General features: G+C 68.9%; 19 protein-coding genes. 10 read left to right on the top strand and 9 right to left on the bottom strand.

Features of this window, described 5'->3' with window-relative positions:
- Positions 1-16: 16 nt before the first annotated feature.
- The 7 genes from ACIBEJ_RS45605 to ngcE form a co-directional block, all read right to left on the bottom strand.
- Positions 17-340 carry a nuclear transport factor 2 family protein gene (locus ACIBEJ_RS45605; protein ID WP_397189241.1) on the bottom strand — a complete coding sequence of 108 codons (324 nt, stop codon included), beginning with the start codon at positions 338-340 and terminating at the stop codon, positions 17-19.
- On the bottom strand, positions 337-1,431 hold the full coding sequence (locus ACIBEJ_RS45600) for a low temperature requirement protein A (RefSeq protein ID WP_397189240.1): 1,095 nt from the start codon (positions 1,429-1,431) through the stop codon (positions 337-339). Before ACIBEJ_RS45600 ends, ACIBEJ_RS45605 begins: the two co-directional genes overlap by 4 nt.
- Positions 1,432-2,036: 605 nt before the next feature.
- Positions 2,037-2,588, bottom strand: coding sequence for a superoxide dismutase family protein (locus tag ACIBEJ_RS45595; protein WP_397189239.1), 552 nt, complete (start codon positions 2,586-2,588; stop codon positions 2,037-2,039).
- A gap of 58 nt (positions 2,589-2,646) precedes the next feature.
- The gene (locus tag ACIBEJ_RS45590) at positions 2,647-2,895 is read right to left on the bottom strand and encodes a 4a-hydroxytetrahydrobiopterin dehydratase (RefSeq protein ID WP_397189238.1); all 249 of its coding nucleotides are present in this window, start codon (positions 2,893-2,895) and stop codon (positions 2,647-2,649) included.
- A gap of 10 nt (positions 2,896-2,905) precedes the next feature.
- Positions 2,906-3,748, bottom strand: a complete 843-nt coding sequence (locus ACIBEJ_RS45585) for a carbohydrate ABC transporter permease (RefSeq protein WP_397189237.1) — start codon at positions 3,746-3,748, stop codon at positions 2,906-2,908.
- 1 nt (position 3,749) lies between these two features.
- Positions 3,750-4,664 carry a carbohydrate ABC transporter permease gene (locus ACIBEJ_RS45580; RefSeq protein ID WP_397189236.1) on the bottom strand — a complete coding sequence of 305 codons (915 nt, stop codon included), beginning with the start codon at positions 4,662-4,664 and terminating at the stop codon, positions 3,750-3,752.
- 4 nt (positions 4,665-4,668) lie between these two features.
- The gene (gene ngcE, locus ACIBEJ_RS45575) at positions 4,669-6,117 is read right to left on the bottom strand and encodes an N-acetylglucosamine/diacetylchitobiose ABC transporter substrate-binding protein (RefSeq protein ID WP_397189235.1); all 1,449 of its coding nucleotides are present in this window, start codon (positions 6,115-6,117) and stop codon (positions 4,669-4,671) included.
- 164 nt (positions 6,118-6,281) lie between these two features.
- Here ngcE and ACIBEJ_RS45570 point away from each other — a divergent pair, with 164 nt between their 5' ends.
- Entirely contained in the window at positions 6,282-7,514 is a 1,233-nt protein-coding gene (locus ACIBEJ_RS45570) for an alkyl sulfatase dimerization domain-containing protein (protein ID WP_397189234.1), read from the top strand.
- Between the two features lie 46 nt (positions 7,515-7,560).
- On the opposite strand, the gene ACIBEJ_RS45565 is transcribed toward ACIBEJ_RS45570, so the two are convergent.
- Both ACIBEJ_RS45565 and ACIBEJ_RS45560 read right to left on the bottom strand, forming a co-directional pair.
- Entirely contained in the window at positions 7,561-8,526 is a 966-nt protein-coding gene (locus tag ACIBEJ_RS45565) for a pirin family protein (RefSeq protein WP_397189233.1), read from the bottom strand.
- Between the two features lie 65 nt (positions 8,527-8,591).
- On the bottom strand, positions 8,592-9,236 hold the full coding sequence (locus tag ACIBEJ_RS45560; protein WP_397189232.1) for a GntR family transcriptional regulator: 645 nt from the start codon (positions 9,234-9,236) through the stop codon (positions 8,592-8,594).
- A gap of 111 nt (positions 9,237-9,347) precedes the next feature.
- On the opposite strand from ACIBEJ_RS45560, the gene ACIBEJ_RS45555 reads away from it, so the two are divergent.
- The 9 genes from ACIBEJ_RS45555 (at position 9,348) to ACIBEJ_RS45515 (ending at position 20,903) form a co-directional block, all read left to right on the top strand.
- On the top strand, positions 9,348-11,282 hold the full coding sequence (locus ACIBEJ_RS45555; RefSeq protein ID WP_397189231.1) for a beta-galactosidase: 1,935 nt from the start codon (positions 9,348-9,350) through the stop codon (positions 11,280-11,282).
- Positions 11,279-12,601 (top strand): aminomethyl-transferring glycine dehydrogenase subunit GcvPA, encoded by a 1,323-nt coding sequence (gcvPA, locus tag ACIBEJ_RS45550; protein WP_397189230.1) that lies wholly within the window; start codon positions 11,279-11,281, stop codon positions 12,599-12,601. The genes ACIBEJ_RS45555 and gcvPA overlap by 4 nt, the downstream gene beginning before the upstream one ends.
- Entirely contained in the window at positions 12,598-14,163 is a 1,566-nt protein-coding gene (gene gcvPB, locus ACIBEJ_RS45545) for an aminomethyl-transferring glycine dehydrogenase subunit GcvPB (protein WP_397189229.1), read from the top strand. Before gcvPA ends, gcvPB begins: the two co-directional genes overlap by 4 nt.
- A gap of 3 nt (positions 14,164-14,166) precedes the next feature.
- Positions 14,167-15,432 (top strand): ATP-NAD kinase family protein, encoded by a 1,266-nt coding sequence (locus ACIBEJ_RS45540; protein WP_397189228.1) that lies wholly within the window; start codon positions 14,167-14,169, stop codon positions 15,430-15,432.
- Between the two features lie 108 nt (positions 15,433-15,540).
- Positions 15,541-16,281 (top strand): SDR family NAD(P)-dependent oxidoreductase, encoded by a 741-nt coding sequence (locus tag ACIBEJ_RS45535; RefSeq protein WP_397189227.1) that lies wholly within the window; start codon positions 15,541-15,543, stop codon positions 16,279-16,281.
- A 19-nt stretch (positions 16,282-16,300) separates the two neighbouring features.
- Positions 16,301-17,596, top strand: a complete 1,296-nt coding sequence (locus ACIBEJ_RS45530; RefSeq protein ID WP_397189226.1) for an ABC transporter substrate-binding protein — start codon at positions 16,301-16,303, stop codon at positions 17,594-17,596.
- Positions 17,596-18,525, top strand: a complete 930-nt coding sequence (locus tag ACIBEJ_RS45525; protein ID WP_397189225.1) for a carbohydrate ABC transporter permease — start codon at positions 17,596-17,598, stop codon at positions 18,523-18,525. Before ACIBEJ_RS45530 ends, ACIBEJ_RS45525 begins: the two co-directional genes overlap by 1 nt.
- A 9-nt stretch (positions 18,526-18,534) precedes the next feature.
- Positions 18,535-19,356, top strand: coding sequence for a carbohydrate ABC transporter permease (locus ACIBEJ_RS45520; RefSeq protein WP_397189224.1), 822 nt, complete (start codon positions 18,535-18,537; stop codon positions 19,354-19,356).
- Positions 19,357-19,358: 2 nt separating this feature from the next.
- Positions 19,359-20,903 carry an amylo-alpha-1,6-glucosidase gene (locus tag ACIBEJ_RS45515; RefSeq protein WP_397189223.1) on the top strand — a complete coding sequence of 515 codons (1,545 nt, stop codon included), beginning with the start codon at positions 19,359-19,361 and terminating at the stop codon, positions 20,901-20,903.
- Positions 20,904-20,955: the final 52 nt, after the last annotated feature.

Genomic DNA, 20,955 nt, shown 5'->3' with positions numbered 1-20,955 from the left:
CGTACTGGAGGGTGGGTTATAGGTGGAGGGCGGCGGCGGTTTGGCGCCAGATTCGGGTGTCTCGGATGATCAGGGTGCCGAAGGTGTTGACCTGGGCGTCGTTGAGGGTCATGACGGCGTTGTAGAAGATGGTGTCGTTCACCGTCTGGAGGGCTTTGATCTCCTGCACCTGGGGCTTGAGGTCCAGGTAGGCAGTGAAGAAGGCGCGGATTTCGGCGGACCCGGTCACCACGCGGTCCAGGCGGACGATCATGGCGTCCTTGTGATACTGGGCCAGGAGCGCCTCCAGGTCCCCCTCGGCGATGGCGGACAGTTGGCGGGCGAAGAGGTCTTCGATCATTGGGCTTCTCCGGTGACGGGGCGGACCAGCAGGTACGCGACCTGACCGGCGCCGAGCAGCAGGACGAGCAGGAGTACGGCGGTGACCGGGAGCCACGAGAGCGCGAGGATCAGCCCGGCCGCGGCGGCGCGGATGGTGGAGGAGCGGCGGTCGCCGGAGCACAGGTGTTGCAGGCCCAGAGTCGCCAGGACCAGGGCGGCGGGGATGCCCACCGACCAGCCGGACGATCCCGGCTCGGCCAGCGCGTGCTCCACGCCGATGCCGAAGGCGGCCAGCCCCAGGGCGAGCGGAAGGTGTGAATAGACCCAAACCTGACCGGCCAGCCTGGTACGCAGGACGACGGACTCGTCCAGATGGCCGAAGTACAGCCACCAGAAGGCCATCGCCACCGCGATCCCGGTCAGCGCGATCAGTACGCTCCCCGGCGTCACCGCATGGCTCTTAAGCCCGAAGACGACGGCCGCGACGACCTCACCCAGGACGATCACGACGAACAGGCCGAACCGCTCGGGGAGGTGTTCCGTCTGCGGCGGCAGTGAGCCTTGGTGCCTTCGCGCGAGGAACGGCGTGGCCAGGTCGATGGCCACCGCGACGCCCCACAGGACGTACCGGATGGGCGGCTCGAACGCCAGCGACAGCAGCCAGATCGCCGCCGCGATCGCGAAGCCCTGGATGTAGCGGGTGGTCAGCGCGCGGGCCTCGGGGACGTGCTGACGTGCTCTGACGTAGGCGACGATCAGCAGCAGGCGTACGACGACGTAGGACACGGCGAACAACGCCGACCGGTTGCCGATGTCGCCGACACTCGCGGCCATGAGGGCGATCGCGAGGATCTGCGGCAGCATGAGCAGGCGGTGGCTGACGTCGTCGGTGTCGAAGCGGTTGGCGTAGAAGACGTAGCCCGCCCAGGCCCACCAGAGCGGGACGAACAGGCCGACGAAGGCCAGGCCGTTTCCGTGGGCCAGTACGTCGGCGAGTTCGGCGACGGCTACGACGAACACGAGGTCGTACAGGAGTTCCAGCCAGGTGGCGCGCCTGTGGTCACCCTCGAACAGCCGTAAGCGGGGCGGCTGCCACCGGCGTTCAGACATTTCTTCGAGCCTTTCGACGTAATTGTGTAAGCATCCTAGGGCCATGGCCGACAATCCCGCCCAACCCCAACCAAACCGCCCCAGCGCCACGCTCGGCGCAAATGGGCGCGCGTGGGCAGGGGAGTGCGCGTGGGCAAGGGGGTGCGCGTGGGCAAGGGGGTGCGCGTGGGCAAGGGGGTGCGCGTGGGCAAGGGAGTGTGCGCGGGCAAGGGAGTGTGCGCGGGCAAGGGGGTGTCGGCCAAGCGCGAGGAGAACGGCACGCGGCGCACCTGCCAGCCATCAGAGGGTCGCCGGACCGCGCATCGAAGTCCTGGGACGCGATGGCATGGTGGCCAAACGGGTGCAGGTGGGCCCGAGGCGGCACGCAAGGCGCGCGGATGGGAAGCGGCACTGGGCGCGACGACGCGGTTGGCGCGGCGTGTGACGTGATCGGGGAGTGGGGTGACGCCGGGAGCGAGATGATCGGGGCGTCGGGAAGCGCAGCGGGCTTGAGGTGGTGAGGAAAAACGTGCGGTAGTGGGGAAGCAGGGGTGGTCAACGAGGAGAGGTGGTCAACGAGGAGAGGTGGTCAACGAGGAGGGGTGGGGGGAGGTGGGTGGGGTGGGTTAGTTCAGGGTTAGGCAGGCTACTCGGGAGCCGGCGGTCCCCGCCGAAGGCCCCGTGCTGGTGGTCGGCTGGGCGTGGATCACCAGTGCCCGCGGCAACCGCCCAGGCTCCAACGCCCAGTCGTTGTGCGCGGTGGCCCGCCCTGCTCCTTCAGCATCCGTGGTCAGATCCAGCCACACCTCGTTGGCCGCACTGGCACTCTTCCCGTGATGCTGGAAGTGCGGTCCGGAGTCATCAGGCTTGGCCCCGCACGGGTTGGTGTGCAGATGTGCCCCATACTTCCGATCGGGCAGCAACCCCTCGACGACCAGCGAAGACGTGGTCCGCCCGTCCCTGGACTCGGCCGTCAGGCTGGCCTGGGACCCGGCCGGGGCGAGCTTGCGGTCGTAGGCGATCGCCGCCGTGTCGCGGTCGGTGAACTGACCGGACCCCTTGAGCGTGACGGCGGCGGCAGGAGCCGGGGACGGGGCCGCGCTGGGCGTGGCGGACTGGGTGCAGCCCGCGGCCAGCAACGGCACGAGCAGCGACAGAAGGATGGCGGGCCGGCGCATGGTCTCTCCCCGGAGCTGACGGCTGTGAGCCCGTTAACTCTAGCGAGTGACCGTGCGCCTACGCTCCGTGTTTGGCCGCGATGTCGTCGATGATGGCCGCGAGCCGGTGGTCGAGGTCGGTGAGGCCGCCCGCGTCGTGGGTGGTCAGGACCAGGTGGAGGGTACGCCACCGGATGTCGATGTCCGGATGGTGGTTCATCCCCTCGGCCTTGACCGCGATCTCGTCGACGATGCGGATGGCCGTGGGGAAGTCCGGCGCGGTGATCGTGCGCCGGAGTTCCTCGCCTTCGCGGGTCCACTCACTCATGGGGGCAACGTTACTTCAAGGCCCCCGCCCCGAGCCCGGACTGGATCTGGCGCTGGAAGATGATGTAGACGACCAGCACCGGGATGATCGCCAGGTTCATGGCGGCGAACAACGCGGGCCAGTCCGCCTCGTAACCGGCGATGGTGGAGATGTCGGCGATGCCCTGCGTGATGACCCATTTCGAACGGTCGGCGGGTACGAGCGCGAGCGGCAGCAGGTACTGGTTCCACTGCCCGAGCACGTTGAAGATCGTGATGCTGATCAGGCCGGGCTTGGCCATGGGCAGCATGACCTGGAAGAACGTGCGGGTGTGCGAGGCGCCGTCGATCTTCGCCGCTTCGGCCACCGCCTCAGGCAGCGTACGGAAGAAGGCGGCGAGGAAGAAGACGGTGAAGGGCAGCGAGTAGGCGATGTAGACGACGACCAGGCCGAGGTAGGAGTTGAGCAGCCCGACCTGCTTCACCACGAAGAACAGCGGGGTGATCGCCAGGAACACCGGGAACGCCATGCCCGAGACGAACAGCAGGTAGATGAGCTTGCTGCCGAAGAACTTGTAGCGGGCCAGCACGTACGCGGCCATCGAGCCGAACAGCATCGTGCCGAGCGTGCTGAAGAACACGACGATCACCGTGTTGATCATGTACTGCCCGACGTGGGCCTTCTCCCAGGCTCGTGCCCAGTTGTCCCAGCGGATCGCGCCGGGGAACTGGAGCGCGTCCCCGAAGATCTCGGTGTTGTCCTTGAACGCGGCCAGGAACGTCCACAGGAGCGGAAGGATGATCAGCAGCGCCCACACGGCGAGCGCGACGTGCGACAGGCCGCTCAGGAGACTGGGCTTCGGCTTGTTTCGCATGTCACAACTCGATCTTCTCGCGCCGGGTGACGCGCAGGGTCAGCACCGCGAAGGTGATCGTCAGGAAGAACAGGGCCACGCCCATCGCGGAGGCGTATCCGACCTTGCTGTAGGAGAAGGCGGTCTTGAAGATCTCCACCGGGAGGACGGTGGTCGCGCCGTCCGGCCCGCCGGCGTCCAGGGTGAGCACCTGGACCAGGGCGAAGCAGTCGAAGGCGGCGATGCCCAGGTAGACCCAGCCGACCTGGACGGTGTCGCGCAGCAGCGGCAGCGTGATGCGGAAGAAGAGGGTGAACCGGCCCGCCCCGTCGAGCGCGGCGGCCTCGAAGTAGTCCTTCGGGATGGCCGACATGCCCGCGGAGAACAGCACCACGTAGAAGCCGACCGCCTGCCAGACCATGACCGCGATGAGCGACCAGAGGGCCAGGTTCGGGTCGCTCATCCAGCCGATCGGCTCGCCGCCGAGCTTGATGACAGCGCCGTTGATCACGCCGCTCTCGTCGGGGCGGTAGATCGCCTTCCACAGCACGCCGACGATCGCGACGGCGAGGACCTGGGGTGCGAAGAAGACGACCTTGTAGAAGGTCGAGCCCCACACTCCGCGCATGCCCGCCCCGCGCGAGCCGCCTCCCAGGTTGAGCAGGAAGGCGAAGACGAGCGCGAGGGCGAGCACGACGAGCGGCATCACAAGCAGGACGATCCCGTGGGTCCGCAGGGCGTTCCAGAAGACCTCGTCGTTGAAGAGCCTGATGAAGTTCTCGAACCCGACGAAGGCGGGGTTCGCCTGGTACCCGTTCCAGCTCGTCAGCGAGAGCTGAAAAGCCTGGATATACGGACTGATCACGAAGACCACGTAAAGCGTCACCGGGACGGCGAGGAACCCCAGGACGAAGCCGTACTTGCGAAGCCGCTCCATCGAGTTATGCGTTCCTGGTCTGCTTGGCGATGGAGGAGTCGGCCTTGATGTCGTCGGCCTTCTTCTGGACCTTGTCCAGGAACTCGTCGACGGTCATCCGGCCGCCCATGAGGATGTTCTGCTGCGCCCAGGCGTAGTCGAACAGTTCCTTGTACCAGCCCTCGAAGCGGGCCGAGGTGATGAGGCTCTGACCGGCGGCGGTCTGTACCTTGTTGGCCGAGGCCAGGCCCGGGGGCAGGTCGACGCCCTCGGCGGAGCCGTTCACGATGGTGAGGCTCTTGGTCTGCTCGACGAAGCCCTTCGCGCCCTCCTTGGAGAGCATGATGCGCAGGTACTCCAGCGCGCCCTGCGGGTTCTTGCCCTTGGCGGTGGCGAAGAAGACCTCGCCGGTGCCGACCTGGATGGCGCCGTAGGGCATGGTGTCGTTGGCGGTGACGGTGGGGAACGGCGCGAGGGCGTACTCGAAGGTGTCCGGCTTGTCCTTGGCCATCTCACCTTCCAGCCAGGAGCCGGTCGGGTAGAAGATGAACTTGTCCTGCAGGTGCTTGATCTGGGTCTGGGTGTGGTCCAGGCCGAGGTAGGACTTGTCGCTGTACTTCGTGAAGATCTCGTGCCAGGCGGTCACGGACGCCTTGAACGCCTCCGACTTCCAGGCGTTGTCCACCAGGTTGTCGATGTCGATGATGGCCTGGTTGCCGCCGATCTTCGCGGCCTGGTAGAGCATGTTCCACAGCATGTAGTACGGGCCCTTCTGGCCCGGGTAGGCGAACAGGTGAATGCCTTTGGCCTTGGCCTTGTCACCCAGCGCCTTAAACTCGTCGAGGGTCTGCGGGAGCGTCCAGCCCTCCTTCTCGAGGAGCTTGCTGTTGTACCAGAGCCCGCGGTGGGACACGACGTAGTTGAGCGTCATGTCCTTGCCGTTGAGCTTGCCCTCCTCGATCGCGGCCGGGGTGACGGTGTCGCGGACCTTCTTGCCCGGGTCGTCGAGCGCCGGGGCGTCCCAGAGCGGGCCCAGGTCGGCGACGTGACCCTCGGCGGCCAGCGCGGCCACGTCCATGGCCTCGGGGCCGGAGTTGTTGACGACGTCGGGCGCGTCACCGGCGAGGAAGCGCGGACGCAGCATGGTGCCGACGTTCTGGGTGCCGGTGTGCTTGATGGAGACGCCGGCGAAGGACTTGGTGTACATCGCCTCGTGGACGAGCTTGGCGTAGTCGTCCTTGAAGCCGCCGGTGAAGATGACGACCTCGAGCGGCTTCTTGGGGTCGACGCCGAAGGGGTTCTTCGGGTCGGTGCCGGCGCTGGAGGCCGGGGCGGGCGCGGACGAGGCAGGGGCCGCGGTGCCGCCGCCGGTCGCGCAGGCTGAGAGCAGCCCCACGCCGGGGCCGGCGACGAACGCGGTCAGGCCGATCCGGCGCAGTAGCTGCCGCCGTGTGATCTCTCCCGGGTGGGACATGTGGACTCTCCTGAAGGGGATCAATTAGGAAAGTTTCCTAAACGTTTTGCCGAACGTACGAATGCCCGGTATCTCCCGTCAAGAGGGCGCAATCGACCCGTGACCTTGTGAGGCGCGTTCGTGACCCCTTGCCTAGAATGGTGTTCTAGAACAAGGTGATGCCCATGATTGAGGAGTACGCGGACCGTATCTGGAACGGCGAGTCGGACGACAGCATCGTGGACACGGGCATGGACGGCAAGGGTGTCCAGCCGATCGCGGACGGGCTCGGATGGTGGCCCGGCTTCGGCAACGTGATCACCTTCGAGACCGAGGGCGAACTGGTCCTCTTCGACACCAGCAGCCCCTTCTCGGCAGGTCAGCTCCACACCGACGTACGCGCCTGGTCGAAGGCCCCGCTGACCACGGCCTTCTACTCCCATGGCCACATCGACCACGTCTTCGGCACCGCGCCCTTCGAGGAGTCCGGACCCCGCGCGACGATCTACGCCCACAAGGCAGTTGTAGCCCGTTTCCAGCGCTACGTCCTCACGAACGGCTACAACGCGATCATCAACCAGCGCCAGTTCCAGGCCCCGAACCTGCGCTGGCCCATGGACTACCGCCATCCCGACGTCACCTTCGACGACTCCCTGACGGTACGGCGCGGCGGCCTCACCTTCGACCTCTTCCACGCCAAGGGCGAGACCGACGACGCCAGCGTCTGCTTCGTCCCCGAACACCGGCTCCTGCTACCCGGCGACCTGTTCATCTGGGTCACCCCGAACTGCGGCAACCCGCAGAAGGTCCAGCGCTACCCGCGCGAGTGGGTCCACGCGCTGCGCCGCATGGCCGCCCTGGACGCCGAGATCATGCTCCCCAGCCACGGCGCCCCCGTCTTCGGCCGCGACCGCGTCCGCACCGCCCTGCTGGAGACCGCGGAGTGGCTGGAGTCCCTGGTCACCCAGACGCTCGGCCTCCTCAACGCCGGCGCCCGCCTGGACGAGATCATGCACACGGTACGCCCGCCCGGGCACCTGGCCGGCCGGCCGTACCTGCGAGCCCGCTACGACGAGCCCGAGTTCGTGGTCAGGAACCTCTGGCGGCTGTACGGCGGCTGGTACGACGGCAACCCCGCCACCCTGAAGCCCGCCCCGGACGCCGTCGTGGCCGAGGCCGTCGCCGGGCTGGCGGGAGGCGCGCCGGTGCTGGCCGACGCCGCGCTGAAGGCGCTGGGCGAGGGCGACGAGCGCCTGGCCGGCCACCTGGCGGAGATGGCCGCGCTGGCCGCGCCGGACGACCCGGGCGTGCATCGGGTACGCGCCGAGGTCTTCGCGGCCAGGGCGGCGAACGAGCAGTCGCTGATGGCCAGGGGCGTCTTCACCTGGGCCGCCGCGGAGTCGCGGAAGCGGTCCTGACACGCGAAACGGGCCCGCGGAGCGCGGGCCCGTCGCCAAGGGCCGATCAGGCGTGCTCGGCCGGGACGACGCCCAGCTTGCCCGCCTGGTAGTCCTCGAAGGCCTGGACCAGTTCGGCCCGCGTGTTCATCACGAACGGCCCGTAGTGCGCCACCGGCTCGCCGATGGGCTCGCCGCCCAGGACGATCACCTCCAGCGCCTCCTTGGGCGCGGCCGTGAGCGTGATGGCCTCGCCCGAGGTGGCCACCGCGGGCCGGCTGCCGAATCCGTCGAACACCGCGAGCTGCCCGCTGCCGAACGCCGCCTTCTCCTGCCCGGCGCTGCCGCTTCCCGACAGCGCGTACGCGAGGGCGTTGAAGTCCTTGCGCCACGGCAGCGTGAGGCGCGCACCGGGGCTGAGCGTGGCGTGCAGCAGCGTGATGGGTGTCTGGGTGGAGCCGGGGCCCGCGTGGCCGCCCAGGTCTCCGGCGATCAGGCGCACCAGCGCGCCGCCGTCGTCGCTGCTGAGCAGGACGACGCTGGAGCTGCCGATGTCCTGGTAGCGAGGGGCGATCATCTTCTTGGCGCCCGGGAGGTTGACCCAGAGCTGGATGCCGTGGAAGAGGCCGCCCTTCTGGACGAGCCACTCCGGTGGCGCCTCCTTGTGCAGGATGCCGGAGCCCGCGGTCATCCACTGGGTGTCGCCGTTGGTGATCGTGCCGCCGCCGCCGTTGGAGTCGAGGTGGTCGATGACGCCGTCGATCATGTAGGTGACGGTCTCGAAGCCGCGGTGCGGGTGCCACGGCGTGCCCTTGGGCTCACCGGCGGCGTAGTCGACCTCGCCCATCTGGTCCATCATCACGAACGGGTCGAGGTACTGCGGCTTGATGGCGGCCAGCGCCTTGCGTACCGGGAAGCCCTCGCCCTCGAAGCCACTGGGCGCGGTCTCGACCGCCAGCACCTTGCGCTGCGGACCGGTGTGGGCCGGGATGCGCGGGAGGGTGAGCGGGTTCTCGACGGTTACGGCGGGCATGTCGGGCTCCTTCCTGCGGGGTCTGCAGGGTCCAACCCAGTTTATCTTTCAACTATTCCGGGCGGCTACGGGGTGGGTATGCGGGACATCATCCGCTCCATCCCGTTCACCCAGTTGTCGCGCAGCGCCTCGGTCGCCTTGTCGAGCTCGCCTGTCGTGAGCAGTTCCGCCACCCTGCGGTGCTCGGCCGCCTCGCGCTCCAGGGGGGCGTCGTCGCCGGCGATCAGGTGGGCGTAGCGGCGCATGCCGGCCTTGACGCTGGTGATCAGGTCGAGGAGGCGTTCGTTCTGGCATCCGCTCAGAAGCAGGTCGTGCCACTCGTCGTCGTGGCGTTCTATGATCTGCTGCTCGGCCACGGGGTCGGGGAAGTCGTTGGCCAGCCGTAGCAGCTCAGGGGCGATCTTGCGCAGGTAGCCGGGGTCGGAGGTCTCCAGCGCGAGCGACTCCAGGGCGGCGACGATCTCGCACAGCTCCCTGAACTCCCTCTTGCTCACCGGCGCGAACCGGAACCCCCTGCCCTGTGAGCTCTCCAGGACGCCCTCGCCGGCCAGTGTGATGAGTGCCTCACGCAAGGGGGTACGGCTGACGCCGAGCTCGCCGGCCAGGGCCGCCTCGTTGATGTCCGTGCCCGCGGAAAAGTCGCCGCGATCGAGCCTTCTCAAGAGCTCGTCCCTGATCTGCTCGCGCAGCGGTCGCCGCTCGATCGGCATGGCACTCCTTCGGGTGTGATCTTCCCTGCTCAGCGTAGCGCTTGACGTGATGCAAAATACTGCACTATGAATTCTGTGTACAAAATAGTACACAGCGCAAGAGGAGTAAGAGTGGGGCTGACCCGGGTGCCGGGGTTGCTGTTCGGCGGGGACTACAACCCCGAGCAGTGGCCCGAGGAGGTCTGGGCCGAGGACATGCGTCTGATGGCCGAGGCCGGCGTGAACATGGCCACCGTCGCCGTGTTCTCGTGGTCGCGGCTGGAGCCGAGGCGGAACGAGTACGACTTCGGCTGGCTCGACCGCGTCCTCGACCTCCTGCACGAGCACGGGATCGCCGCCGACCTGGCCACCGCGACCGCCACCCCGCCGCCGTGGCTGGTGCGCGAGCACCCCTCGGTGCTGCCCGTGACCGCCGACGGCGTGCGCCTGGAGTTCGGCTCCCGCCAGGGCTACTGTCCCAGTTCGCCGGTCTTCAAGGACCACGTCGTACGGCTGGCCGAGACGATGGCCGAGCGCTACAAGGACCACCCGGCCCTCGCCATGTGGCACATCGGCAACGAGTACGCCGACCACACCCTCGAATGCTTCTGCGAGGAGTCCGCCCGGCACTTCCGCCGCTGGCTGGCCGAGCGCTACAAGGACGCCGACGGCCTCAACGCCGCCTGGGGCACCTCCTGCTGGGGCCAGCACTACACCGACCTGTCCCAGGTCGGGCCGCCTCGCACCGCCCCCGGCCCGGTCAACCCCGCCCAGCTCCTCGACTGGCGCCGCTTCTGCAGCGACGCGCTGCTCGAACTCTTCCAGGCCGAGAAGGCCGTGCTGCGCCGGGTGACCCCCGAGGTCAAGGTCACCACGAACTTCATGAGCATCCTGCACGGCCTGGACTACTGGAAGTGGGCCGAGGCCGAGGACCTCGTCAGCGACGACGCCTACCCCGACCCCGCCGACCCGGCCTCTCACGTGGCCGTGGCGCTCAGCTACGACCTGATGCGCTCGCTGAAGCGGCAGCCGTGGCTGCTGCTGGAGTCGGCCCCGAGCGCCGTGTCGTGGCGCGAGGTCAACGCGCCCAAGCCGCCCGGCATGATGCGCCTGCACAGTCTCCAGGCGCTCGCCCACGGCTCCGACGGCGTCATGTTCTTCCAGTGGCGCCAGGCCAGGTACGGTCCCGAGAAGTTCCACTCCGCGCTGCTCCCGCACGGCGGCACCGCCACCCGGGGCTGGCAGGACACCCTGCGCCTGGGCGCGGACCTGCGCCGGCTCGGCGAGGTCGCCGGCTCCCACGGCGACGCCGAGGTCGCCCTGGTCCTCGACTGGGACAGCTGGTGGGGCCTGGAGGCGCCCGAGTCGATGCCGTCCAACCGGCTCAAGCTCAAGGACCTGCTCCTGGCCTGGTACGCGCCGCTGCACGCGCGTGGCATCGCCGTGGACCTCGCGCCGCCCGGCCGGGACCTGTCCGGGTACAAGCTGGTGATCGCGCCCAACCTGTACCTCGCCGGTGAGGAGCTGGCCGCGTACCGGGGAGAGCTGGTCGTGGGGCCGTTCAGCGGCGTGGTCGACGCCAACGACCAGGTGCACGACGGCGGCGCGCCCGGACCGCTGCGCGAGCTGCTCGGCGTGGCCGTGGACGAGTGGTGGCCCCTTCCCGACGGCGTGCGCCAGCCCGTGGAGGGCGGCGTCGCGCACACCTGGGCGGAGTGGCTGCGGCCGATCGACGCCGAGGTCCTGGCCCGCTACCAGGGCGGCGACCTCGACGGCCAGGCCGCGATCACCCGCAAGGGCCGCGCCACCTACGTGAGCTGTCTGCTCGACGACGTCACGCCGATCCTCGACGACGTGCTCGCCCGCGCGGGCGTCCAGGGCGTCGAGGTCCCCGAGGGCGTCGAGGCCGTGCGCAGGGGCCCCTACCTCTTCCTGCTCAACCACGCGGCAGAGTCCCGGCGGGTCGCGCTCCCGCACCGCGGCGAGGACCTGCTCACCCAGACCACCCTCCACGGCGAGATCGAGCTCGCCCCCCGAGACGCCATCGTGTTGAAGGAGATCCGTTGACACACCCGTACATCCCGAACACCGAGCCGGGTGTCAGGGCCGAGATGCTCGCCGCCGTCGGCGCCAAGAGCGTCGAGGAGTTCTACGCCGACATCCCGGCCGAGCTCCGCCTGAACCGGCCGCTCGACCTGCCCGCGCCGCTGGTGGCCGAGCACGACCTGGTACGCCACATGGAGGGCCTGTTCGCCAAGAACGTGCCTGGTCTGAGCTTCCTCGGGCACGGCAGCTACGCCCACCACGTCCCGGCCGTGTGTGACGAGGTGAACTCCCGCAGCGAGTTCCTCACCGCCTACGCCGGCGAGCCGTACGAGGACCACGGGCGCTTCCAGGCGCTGTTCGAGTACGTGAGCATGATGGGCGAACTGCTCGAGATGGACGTCGTCAACGTCCCCACCTACGACGGCTACCAGGCCGCGGGCACCGCCATCCGCATGGCCTGCCGCTACACCGGCCGGCCCAAGGTCCTGCTCAGCGGCGCCATCGCCGCCGACAAGCTGAGCAAGCTGCGTGACTTCCTCAGCCACGACGTCGAGATGGTCTTCGCCCCCGTGGCCGAGAACGGCGAGATCGGCGAGGTGGCGATCGACGACACCTTCGGCGCGATCTACCTGGAGACCCCCAACGTCTACGGTGTCGTCGAGACCCGTGGCAAGGAGCTGGCCGACCTGGCCCACGCCCACGGCGCGCTGCTCGTGGTCGGCGCCGACCCGATCTCCCTCGGCGTCCTGGCCCCGCCGGCCGCCTACGGCGCCGACATCGCCTGCGGCGACATCCAGACGCTCGGCATGCACCCGAGTTACGGCGGCGGCCACGCCGGATACATCGCCACCCAGGACCACGAGCCGCTGGTCGCCGAGTTCCCCTCGCGCCTGTTCGGCATCGCGCCGACCAAGGTGCCCGGCGAGTACGGCTTCGGCGACGTCTTCTACGACCGCACCTCCTTCGCCCACCGCGAAGAGGGCAAGGAATGGGTGGGTACGGCCGCGGCCCTGTGGGGCATCACGGCCGGCGTCTACCTGGCGCTCATGGGTCCCGAGGGCATGAGGGAGGTCGGCGAGACCATCCTGGCCCGCACCCGCTACGCCATGGACGCCCTCGGCCGGCACGTCACCGTGCTGCACAAGGAGGCGGTGCACTTCCGCGAGTTCGCGATCGAGGTGCCCTCCGCCACCGCGCTCCTGGACGGCCTGCGCGCCCAGGGGATCTTCGGCGGCGTCGCCCTCGACGACCGCACGGTGCTGGTCTGCGTGACCGAGTGCCACTCCACCGACGAGATCGACCGGCTGGCTGCGGCCGTCAAGGAGGTTCTGGGCGCATGAGCGGGACCGGAGAGTCTTTCGCCGAGCTGCCGGTGGCGCCGAAGCCGCCGCTGCGCCGCTTCCACCAGGCCCGGTGGGACGAGCCGATCATCTTCGAGCTGTCGCGGCCGGGGCGTCGTGGCATCGCCGTGCCCAAGGCGGACGGCCCCGCCGTGGAGCTGCCGGCGTCGGTGCGGCGGGAGCACGCGCCGAAGCTGCCGGAGATGTCGCAGATGCACGTGCTGCAGCACTACCTGAGGCTGTCGCAGGAGAACCTCGGCTTCGACCTCAACATCGACGTCGGCCAGGGCACCTGCACGATGAAGTACAGCCCCAAGGTCAACGACCTGTTCGCCAGGGCGACCGGGCCGCTCCACCCGCACCAGCACGAGGACACCGTCCAGGGCGTGCTGGAGATCTACTGGCGGATGGAGCAGATGCTGGCCGAGATCTCCGGGATGTCCCGGGTCTCGCTGCAGCCTGGCTCCGGCTCCGCGGCCATCTACGCCAACATCGCGATGATCCGCGCCTACCACGCCGCCAACGGCGGTGAGGAGCGCGACCAGGTCATCACCACGATGTTCTCGCACCCGTCCAACGCGGCCTGCGCCAAGACGGCCGGGTACGAGGTCATCACGCTCATGCCGGACGCCGAGGGGCTGCCGGACATCGAGGCGCTGAAGGCGGCCATCGGCCCGCGTACGGCGGCGCTGATGATCACCAACCCCGAGGACACGGGCATCTTCAACCCGCGGATCAAGGAGTTCGTGGACCTGGTGCACTCGGTCGGCGGCCTGGCCTGCTACGACCAGGCCAACGCCAACGGCATCCTGGGCATCACGCGGGCGCGGGACGTCGGTTTCGACCTGTGCCACTTCAACCTGCACAAGACGTTCTCGACGCCGCACGCCTGTGGCGGGCCGGCCGCCGGGGCGAGCGGGGTGTCGGCCGCGCTGGTGCCGTTCCTGCCCGAGCCGACGGTTGACCGGGTCGAAGTCGACGGCACCGCCCGTTTTGTGCTGAAATATCCGGAAAAGTCCGTTGGCAAGATGCGCCCGTTCCTGGGCGTCACCCAGAACGTCGTCCGGGCCTACGCGTGGATCATGGCGCTGGGCGCGGAAGGGCTCCGTCAGGTCGCCGAGACCGCGGTGCTCAACAACAACTACCTCATGCACAAGATCCTCCAGATTCCCGGCGCCTCCGTCCCCTGGAACCGCCGCCACGTCGAGCAGGCCCGCTACTCCTGGCAGCAACTGTCGGAGGAGACCGGCGTGCACTCGGAGGAGATCGGCCTGCGCGCCGCGGACTTCGGCGTCCACTACTGGACCTCGCACCACCCCTACCTGGTGCCCGAGCCCTTCACGCTGGAGCCGACCGAGTCCTACGCCAAGGAGGACCTCGACGAGTACGCCGCCATCCTGGCCCACATCGCCGACGAGGCGCGGCGGGATCCGGAGTTCGTGAAGGGCGCGCCGTACAACCAGACGGTTCACAAGATCGACATGACGTCGCTGGACGACCCCAAGCAGTGGGCCCCCACCTGGCGCGTCTACGTGCGCAAGCACCTGTCGGGCAAGGGCTGAGCCATGTTCACCGTGGGGTTGGTGGTCAATCCGGTGGCCGGGCTCGGCGGCTCGGCCGGGCTCAAGGGCAGCGACGGGACGGACGTCCAGCGCGAGGCCCTGGCCAGGGGTGCGCGGCCGCGGGCGGGGGAGCGGGCGGCCCAGGCCGTCCGCACGCTGCTCGCCCGCCGCCCCGACACCCGGATCGTGACGCCGCCCGGCCCGATGGGCGTCGAAGGCGCCCACGAGCTGGTACACCTGCCGGCCCCACACCCCGAAGCCGATCAGCCCGGGGTCGGTCAGCCCGGGGACGGTCAGACTACGGCGGCCGACACCAGGGCGGCTGTGGTCGCTCTGGCCCATGTCGACCTGCTTCTGTTCGCCGGAGGCGACGGCACCGCTCGTGACGTGCTGGACGCCCTCCAGGAGCTGGGGGACGCGGCTCCTCCGGTGCTGGGGATCCCGGCGGGCGTCAAGGTCTACTCGGGCTGCTTCGCGCTCAGCCCCGCCACGGCCGGGTTCGTGGCGGCCGAGTTCGACGGCAGGACGGCCGAGGCCGAGGTGGTGGATCTCGACGAGGAGCTCTACCGGCGCGGCGCCGTCAGCCCACGCCTGTACGGCTCGCTCAGGGTCCCCGCGGCCCGCGCGGCGATGTCGGGCAGGAAGACGGGCTCGTCCGCCACCTCCGAGGGGACGGTCGAGGGCATCGCCCGCGAGGTCGTGGCCACGATGCGCCCCGGCATCCGCTACGTCCTGGGCCCCGGCGCCACCACGCTGGCCGTGGGCAGGGAGCTGGGGCTGGCGACCACGCTGCTGGGTGTGGACGTGATCGAGCGCGGCGGCGCCGGGTTCGGGGGCGTCGGCGGCGTCGTGGTCGGGGCGGACGTCTCGGAGTCCGAGCTGTTCGAGCTGGTACGCGGCGAGCGGGCGGCGCTGGTCCTGTCGGTGATCGGCGGCCAGGGCTTCGTGCTCGGACGCGGCAACCAGCAGGTCTCGCCCCGGGTCCTCGACGCGGTCAGGGACGGCGGCGGAGAGCTGATCGTCCTGGCCACCCAGCAGAAGCTCGCCGGACTGAACGGCCGACCCCTGCTCGCCGACACCGGCGACGAGGAGACGGACAGAAAGCTCAGCGGCCACGTCCGGGTGATCACCGGCCACCGCGAGAGCACGATCTACCGGATCAGCCCGGCAAGCGCGGACTCGGCCCGCGACGGCTCATCGCCCGCGCAATCGGGACGTGAAGCGCGTAGCGGGCCGGCATGTGAGGAGTCGGCATGTGTCGGGTCTTGAGGAATGGACGCGTGTCGGTGCGTGCAGTGCCGGTGCGCGAGGAGTTGGCATGTGCCGGTACGTGAGGCGCCGGCCCATGAGGAGTCGGCGGAGTGAGGAGTTCCCCATATGAGCACGCTTGACGGCAAGGTAGCGATCGTCACCGGAGGTGCCTCCGGCATCGGCCGCGCGACCGCGATCCTGTTCGCCAAGGAGGGCGCGAAGGTCGTCGTCGCCGACATCGACGCCGCCGGCGCGCGGGCCGTGGCCGAGGAGGTGGGCGGCACCGCCGTACCGGCGGACGTCTCGCAGGCGGCGGACTGCGAGCGGATCGTCCGCACGGCGGTCGAGACCTACGGCGGCCTGCACGTGCTGTTCAACAACGCCGGCATCATCCGCCGCACCACCGTGCTCGACCTCGACGTCGAGGAGTGGGACCGGGTCATGGCGGTCAACGTGCGCTCGGTGTTCCTCATGAGCAAGTACGCGGTCCCCGCCATGACCGACGGCGGCTCGATCGTCAACACCGGCTCCGGCTGGGGCCTCAAGGGCGGCGGCAACGCGATCTCCTACTGCGCCTCCAAGGCGGCCGTGGTCAACATGACCAGGGCGCTGGCGATCGACCACGCCAAGGCCGGGATCCGCGTCAACTCCGTCAATCCCGGCGACACCGACACCCCGATGCTGCGTGACGAGGCCAAGCAGCTCAACGAGGACTGGGCGGCGTTCGAGAAGGACGCCGCCGACCGGCCGATGGGTCGCTCGGGCAGCCCCGAGGAGATCGCTCAGGCCGTGCTCTTCCTGGCGAGTGACGCCGCCAGCTACATCACCGGATCAGCGCTCGTCGTCGATGGCGGCGGGCTCGCGTAACACCCCTCAGGAGTAAGACATGAAGCGTGCGGCGGCCGTCATCGGCATCCTCGCGATCGCTGCCACGGCGTGCAGTGGCGGCGGCGGCGCACCGGGCGTCCCCGGCTCCGGCGGCACGGACGCCGCCGGCGGCCCGGTGACCCTCCGCTGGTCGGCCTGGGGGTCGGCGGAGGACATGAAGCTCTACGAGCCCCTGGTGAAGGAGTTCGAGAGCAAGAACCCCAACATCAAGCTCAAGCTCGAGCCGGTGGCCAAGTACGAGGACTACCACCCCAAGCTCCTCACCCAGCTCACCAGCAAGACCGCGCCCGACGTGTTCTTCGTGGGCGACGACAACATCGGCAAGTTCGTCCAGGCGGGCGTGCTGACGCCGCTCAACGACAAGCTCGCGAGCGCGGAGTCCAAGAGCAAGCCCGAGGACTTCTTCGAGGGTGTGTACGGCGGCGCCAAGAAGGACGGCCAGATCTACGGCGTCCCGAACGACGTCAACCCCGAGGTCCTCTGGTTCGATAAGCAGGCGCTCAAGGACGCGGGCATCACCGAGAACCCGGCCGAGCTGTACGCCGCCGGCCAGTGGACGATGCCCAAGTACCTGGAGATGGGCCAGAAGCTGGTCAAGGCGGGCAAGTCCGGTTCCCTGTTCTGGAACTGGTACGGCTCGACGTACAGCATGATCCACGGCTTCGGCGGCAAGGCGTGGGACGGCGGGAAGTTCACCGCGACCACCGACCCCAAGGCGCGTGAGGCGCTGCAGACGCTGGCCAAGGGCTACCAGGACAAGACGTTCGTCTCGATCGACCTGCTGCCGGCCAGCAACGGCGGCAACACGCAGTTCCTCAAGCACAAGGCCGGCTTCTACGCCGGCGGCCGCTGGGTGATCGACATCCTCAAGAAGGGCGGCGACAAGGCGAACTACGACATCGTCCCCTTCCCGTCGCCCGACGGAAAGCCGATCAAGGGCGCCGTGGCCGCCTCCTACCTGGCGATCAACAAGGACACTCCGCACGCGAAGGAGGCCTTCCAGTTCTTCACGAACTTCGTCAGCAAGGAGGGCCAGATCACCCGCATGAAGGGCGGCGGCGCGGTGCCGTCGGTCAAGGGCGCGGAGTCGGTCGTGCTGGACGGCTACCCCGAGCACGCGCAGACGCTCATCGACGTGCGTGACAACGGCATGGCCAACTACCCGGAGGAAGTCGCGATCCCCGGCCTGACCGCCGACATCAACGAGCACCTCATGAAGGTCTGGCAGGGCAAGGTCCCCTTCGACCAGGGCATGACCGAGCTGCAGAAACTCGTTGAAGGCAAGCTCGGCTAGTGGCCACGCTCACCCGCCCCAGGACCGCCCCGGCCCACGCCTCCTCGAAGAAGGTCAGGAACCGGGACGGCCTGTGGGCCGCCTTCTTCCTCGGGCCGCAGGTCCTGGGCATGGTGGTGTTCCTCATCGTGCCGCTGTTGTTCGCGCTGGTGCTGGCGTTCATGAAGTGGGACGGGCTGGGCGTGACCCAGTTCGTCGGCTTCGAGAACTTCGCCGCCCAGCTCACCAGCCCGGACTTCGGCCGCGCCCTGTGGAACACGGTCGCGATCGCGTTGATCACCGTGCCCGTGGGCCTGACGCTGGCCGTGCTGATCGCGGTGGCGCTCAACAACCTCAAGGGCAGCAACGTCTACCGGGTGCTGTACTTCATGCCGGTCGTCACCAGCTCGGTCGCGGTCGCGCTGATCTGGCAGGTCATCCTGGCCAACGACGAGAACGGCGTGCTGAACACCACGCTCGCCAACTGGTTCGGCATCACCGGCCCCGACTGGCTGGGCAGCCCGAGCTGGGTGATCGTCTCGATCGCGGTCGTGACCATCTGGTCCTCGATGGGCCTGAACGTGGTCATCTTCATGGCCGGCCTGCAGACGATTCCCCCGCAGATCTTCGAGGCGTCCCGCATCGACGGGGCCAGCGCCTTCCAGACGTTCCGCCGGGTCACGCTGCCGCTGCTGTCGCCCACGATCTTCTTCTCCACCGTGGTCGCGGTCATCAGCTCGCTGCAGGCGTTCGACCTGATCTACGTGCTGGTCGACCCGAAGGACAACGAGGGCGCGCGGACGATCGTGTACCACCTCTACGACCTGGGCTTCAAGAAGTTCGAGTTCGGCATGAGCAGCGCCGCCGGCGTCCTGCTGCTCCTGCTGACGCTGGTCGTCACCCTGGTCCAGTTCCTGGCGCAGAAGCGCTTCGTCCACTACGACTCCTAGGGATCCGCCATGCGAAACAGGCAGGTCACCCTGCACGTCGCGCTGACCGTCGGCGGGCTCCTGATGCTGTTCCCCTTCGTCTGGATGCTGCTGACATCCTTCAAGGGCACGCACCAGATGCTCAACAACCCCACCGACTGGCTGCCCAGCCCGTTCGTGCCGGGGAACTACGGCGCCGTGCTCGGTGAGAGCACGATCCTGCCCGCCTACTGGAACAGCTTCTACATCGCCGCGATCAACGTCGTCCTGACGCTGCTGACCTCGGCGATGGCCGCCTACGCCTTCGCGCGGATCAAGTTCAGGGGCTCGGGCGCGTTGTTCGTGCTCTTCCTGGCCACCCAGATGGTGCCGCCACAGGTGACGATCACGGCGCTCTATATCATGCTCGCCAAGATCGGATGGGTGGACTCGCACCTGGCGCTGATCGTGCCGACCATCGTCAACCCGTTCGCCGTCTTCCTGTTGCGTCAGTTCATCCGGGCCGTTCCGGTGGAGCTGGAGGAGGCGGCCCGGCTCGACGGCGCCAACCGGTGGACCATCTTCTGGCGGGTGATCCTGCCCAACATCAAGCCCGGTCTCGGCGCGATGGGCATCATCGCCTTCCTCGCCGCCTGGAACTCCTACTTCTTCCCGCTGATCTTCCTCAACACGCCGGAGCTGTTCACGGTGCCGCTGCTGCTGGCCACGTACGCCAAGCAGTTCGGCGCGATCGACTACGGCCTCATCCTGGCCGCCTCCTCGATCGCCGTCGTGCCCACACTGATCGCCTTCCTGATCGGCCAGCGGAAGATCATCAACTCGATGGCCGCTTCCGGCCTCGGAGGACGCTGACATTGTTCACCCTCGACCTGCGCGAGCGCCCCTTCACCGACCGTGGTTCCCGCCTGCTGGTGATGGCCGCCGACGACGGCTCCCTGTGGATCGCCCGCGCCCAGTACGAGACCCGCCTGAGCGAGACGACCGTCCTGACGGGCCTGCGGCTCTTCCGCGAAGGGCAGGAGCTCAAGGTACGGCAGGCGTTGCCCGACCGGATCGACTTCGAGGACGGCGTCAGCCTGGCCTTCGCCGACCCGGAGACCCTGGTCCTCGTCGGGACCGGCGCGCGGGCGGTCTGGGACCAGGGCGAGGGGGCCGTGGAGGGCACGTTCACCCTTGTGGGCGAGGGCGTCCACGAGGACGTGCTGGAGAAGGCGTCGGCCAGGTGGGCGGAGTGGTTCGCGAAGCTGCCGGCCGTACGCGAAGATCTGCGCGAACGCGCGCAGATGGCCTGGTGGACGCTCGCGGTCAACCTGATCGACATCAGGGGCCGCGAGTCGCTCATCCCCTCCAAATACGGCTATGTCGGCCTGTGGAACTGGGACTCCTACTTCCACGCCATCGCCCTGCGGCACGCGGAACCGGAGCTGGCCCGCGAGCAGATCCGCATCCTGCTGGACAACCAGCGCGCCGACGGGCTGATCCCCGACGTCGTGCACGACCACGGGTCGCTGGCCGAGACCACCGACCTGCCGCGTTCCGACCTGGCCCGCCTCGCCGAGCACGTGGGCGGCGAGCCGATCAGGGAGGTCGTGCCGGTCACCAAGCCGCCGCTGACCGCGTGGGCCGTGTGGAAGATCCACGAAGCCGCCCCCGACAGGGGCTTCCTGGAGGAGGTCTACCCGAAGCTGGTCCGCTCGCAGGAGTGGTGGTTCGAGCGCTCCGACCCGGACGGCGACGGCCTGGCCGAGTACCTGCACCCGTACTCCTCCGGCCTGGACGACAGCCCGATCTGGGACCACGGCCCCCGCGCCGAGCCCCCGGACCTCAACTCCTACCTGGCCCTGCAGTACGACCGGCTGGCCGACATCGCGACCGAGCTCGGCCGTGGCCCGGAGGCGGACACCTGGCGCGAGAAGGCCCAGGCCCTGACCGACCTCATGATCGCCAGGCGCTGGAGCGGCGACCGCTTCCGCACCCAGGTCGGCGACATCGTGGCGGAGGTGAGGACCCCGCTGGACCTCATGCCGCTGTTCACCGGACGGCTGCCGCGCGAGATCGCCGACCGCCTGGTGGCCGACCTGCGCTCCCCTTCCTTCTGGGGCGAGCGCCCGGTCCCCACGGTCGCCTTCGACGACCCCCGCCACGACCCGGACGCCATGTGGCGCGGCCCGGTCTGGCTGAACGTCAACTACATGCTCGCCGACGGGCTCCGCCGTTCCGGGTACGGCGAGGCCGCCGACGACCTGGTGGCCAGAACCCTGGCCATGGTCCGCGACGGCGGCGGCCTCTACGAGTACTGGAACCCGGAGACGGGCCGGAAGGCCAAGCGCGCAACCACCGGCTTCGGCTGGTCAGCCGCCCTGTTCACAGACCTGGCAACCACCTCACCTTCCACCTGACCAGCCCCCTACCGGCCTACCTGACCAGCGGCTCCCGGGCAGCGGCCTGGCC

The organism is Nonomuraea sp. NPDC050790 (assembly GCF_044456745.1).
Lineage (GTDB): Bacteria > Actinomycetota > Actinomycetes > Streptosporangiales > Streptosporangiaceae > Nonomuraea.
The sequence above is the reverse complement of the archived record's forward strand: the minus strand, read 5'-3'. Positions and strand labels throughout refer to the sequence as shown.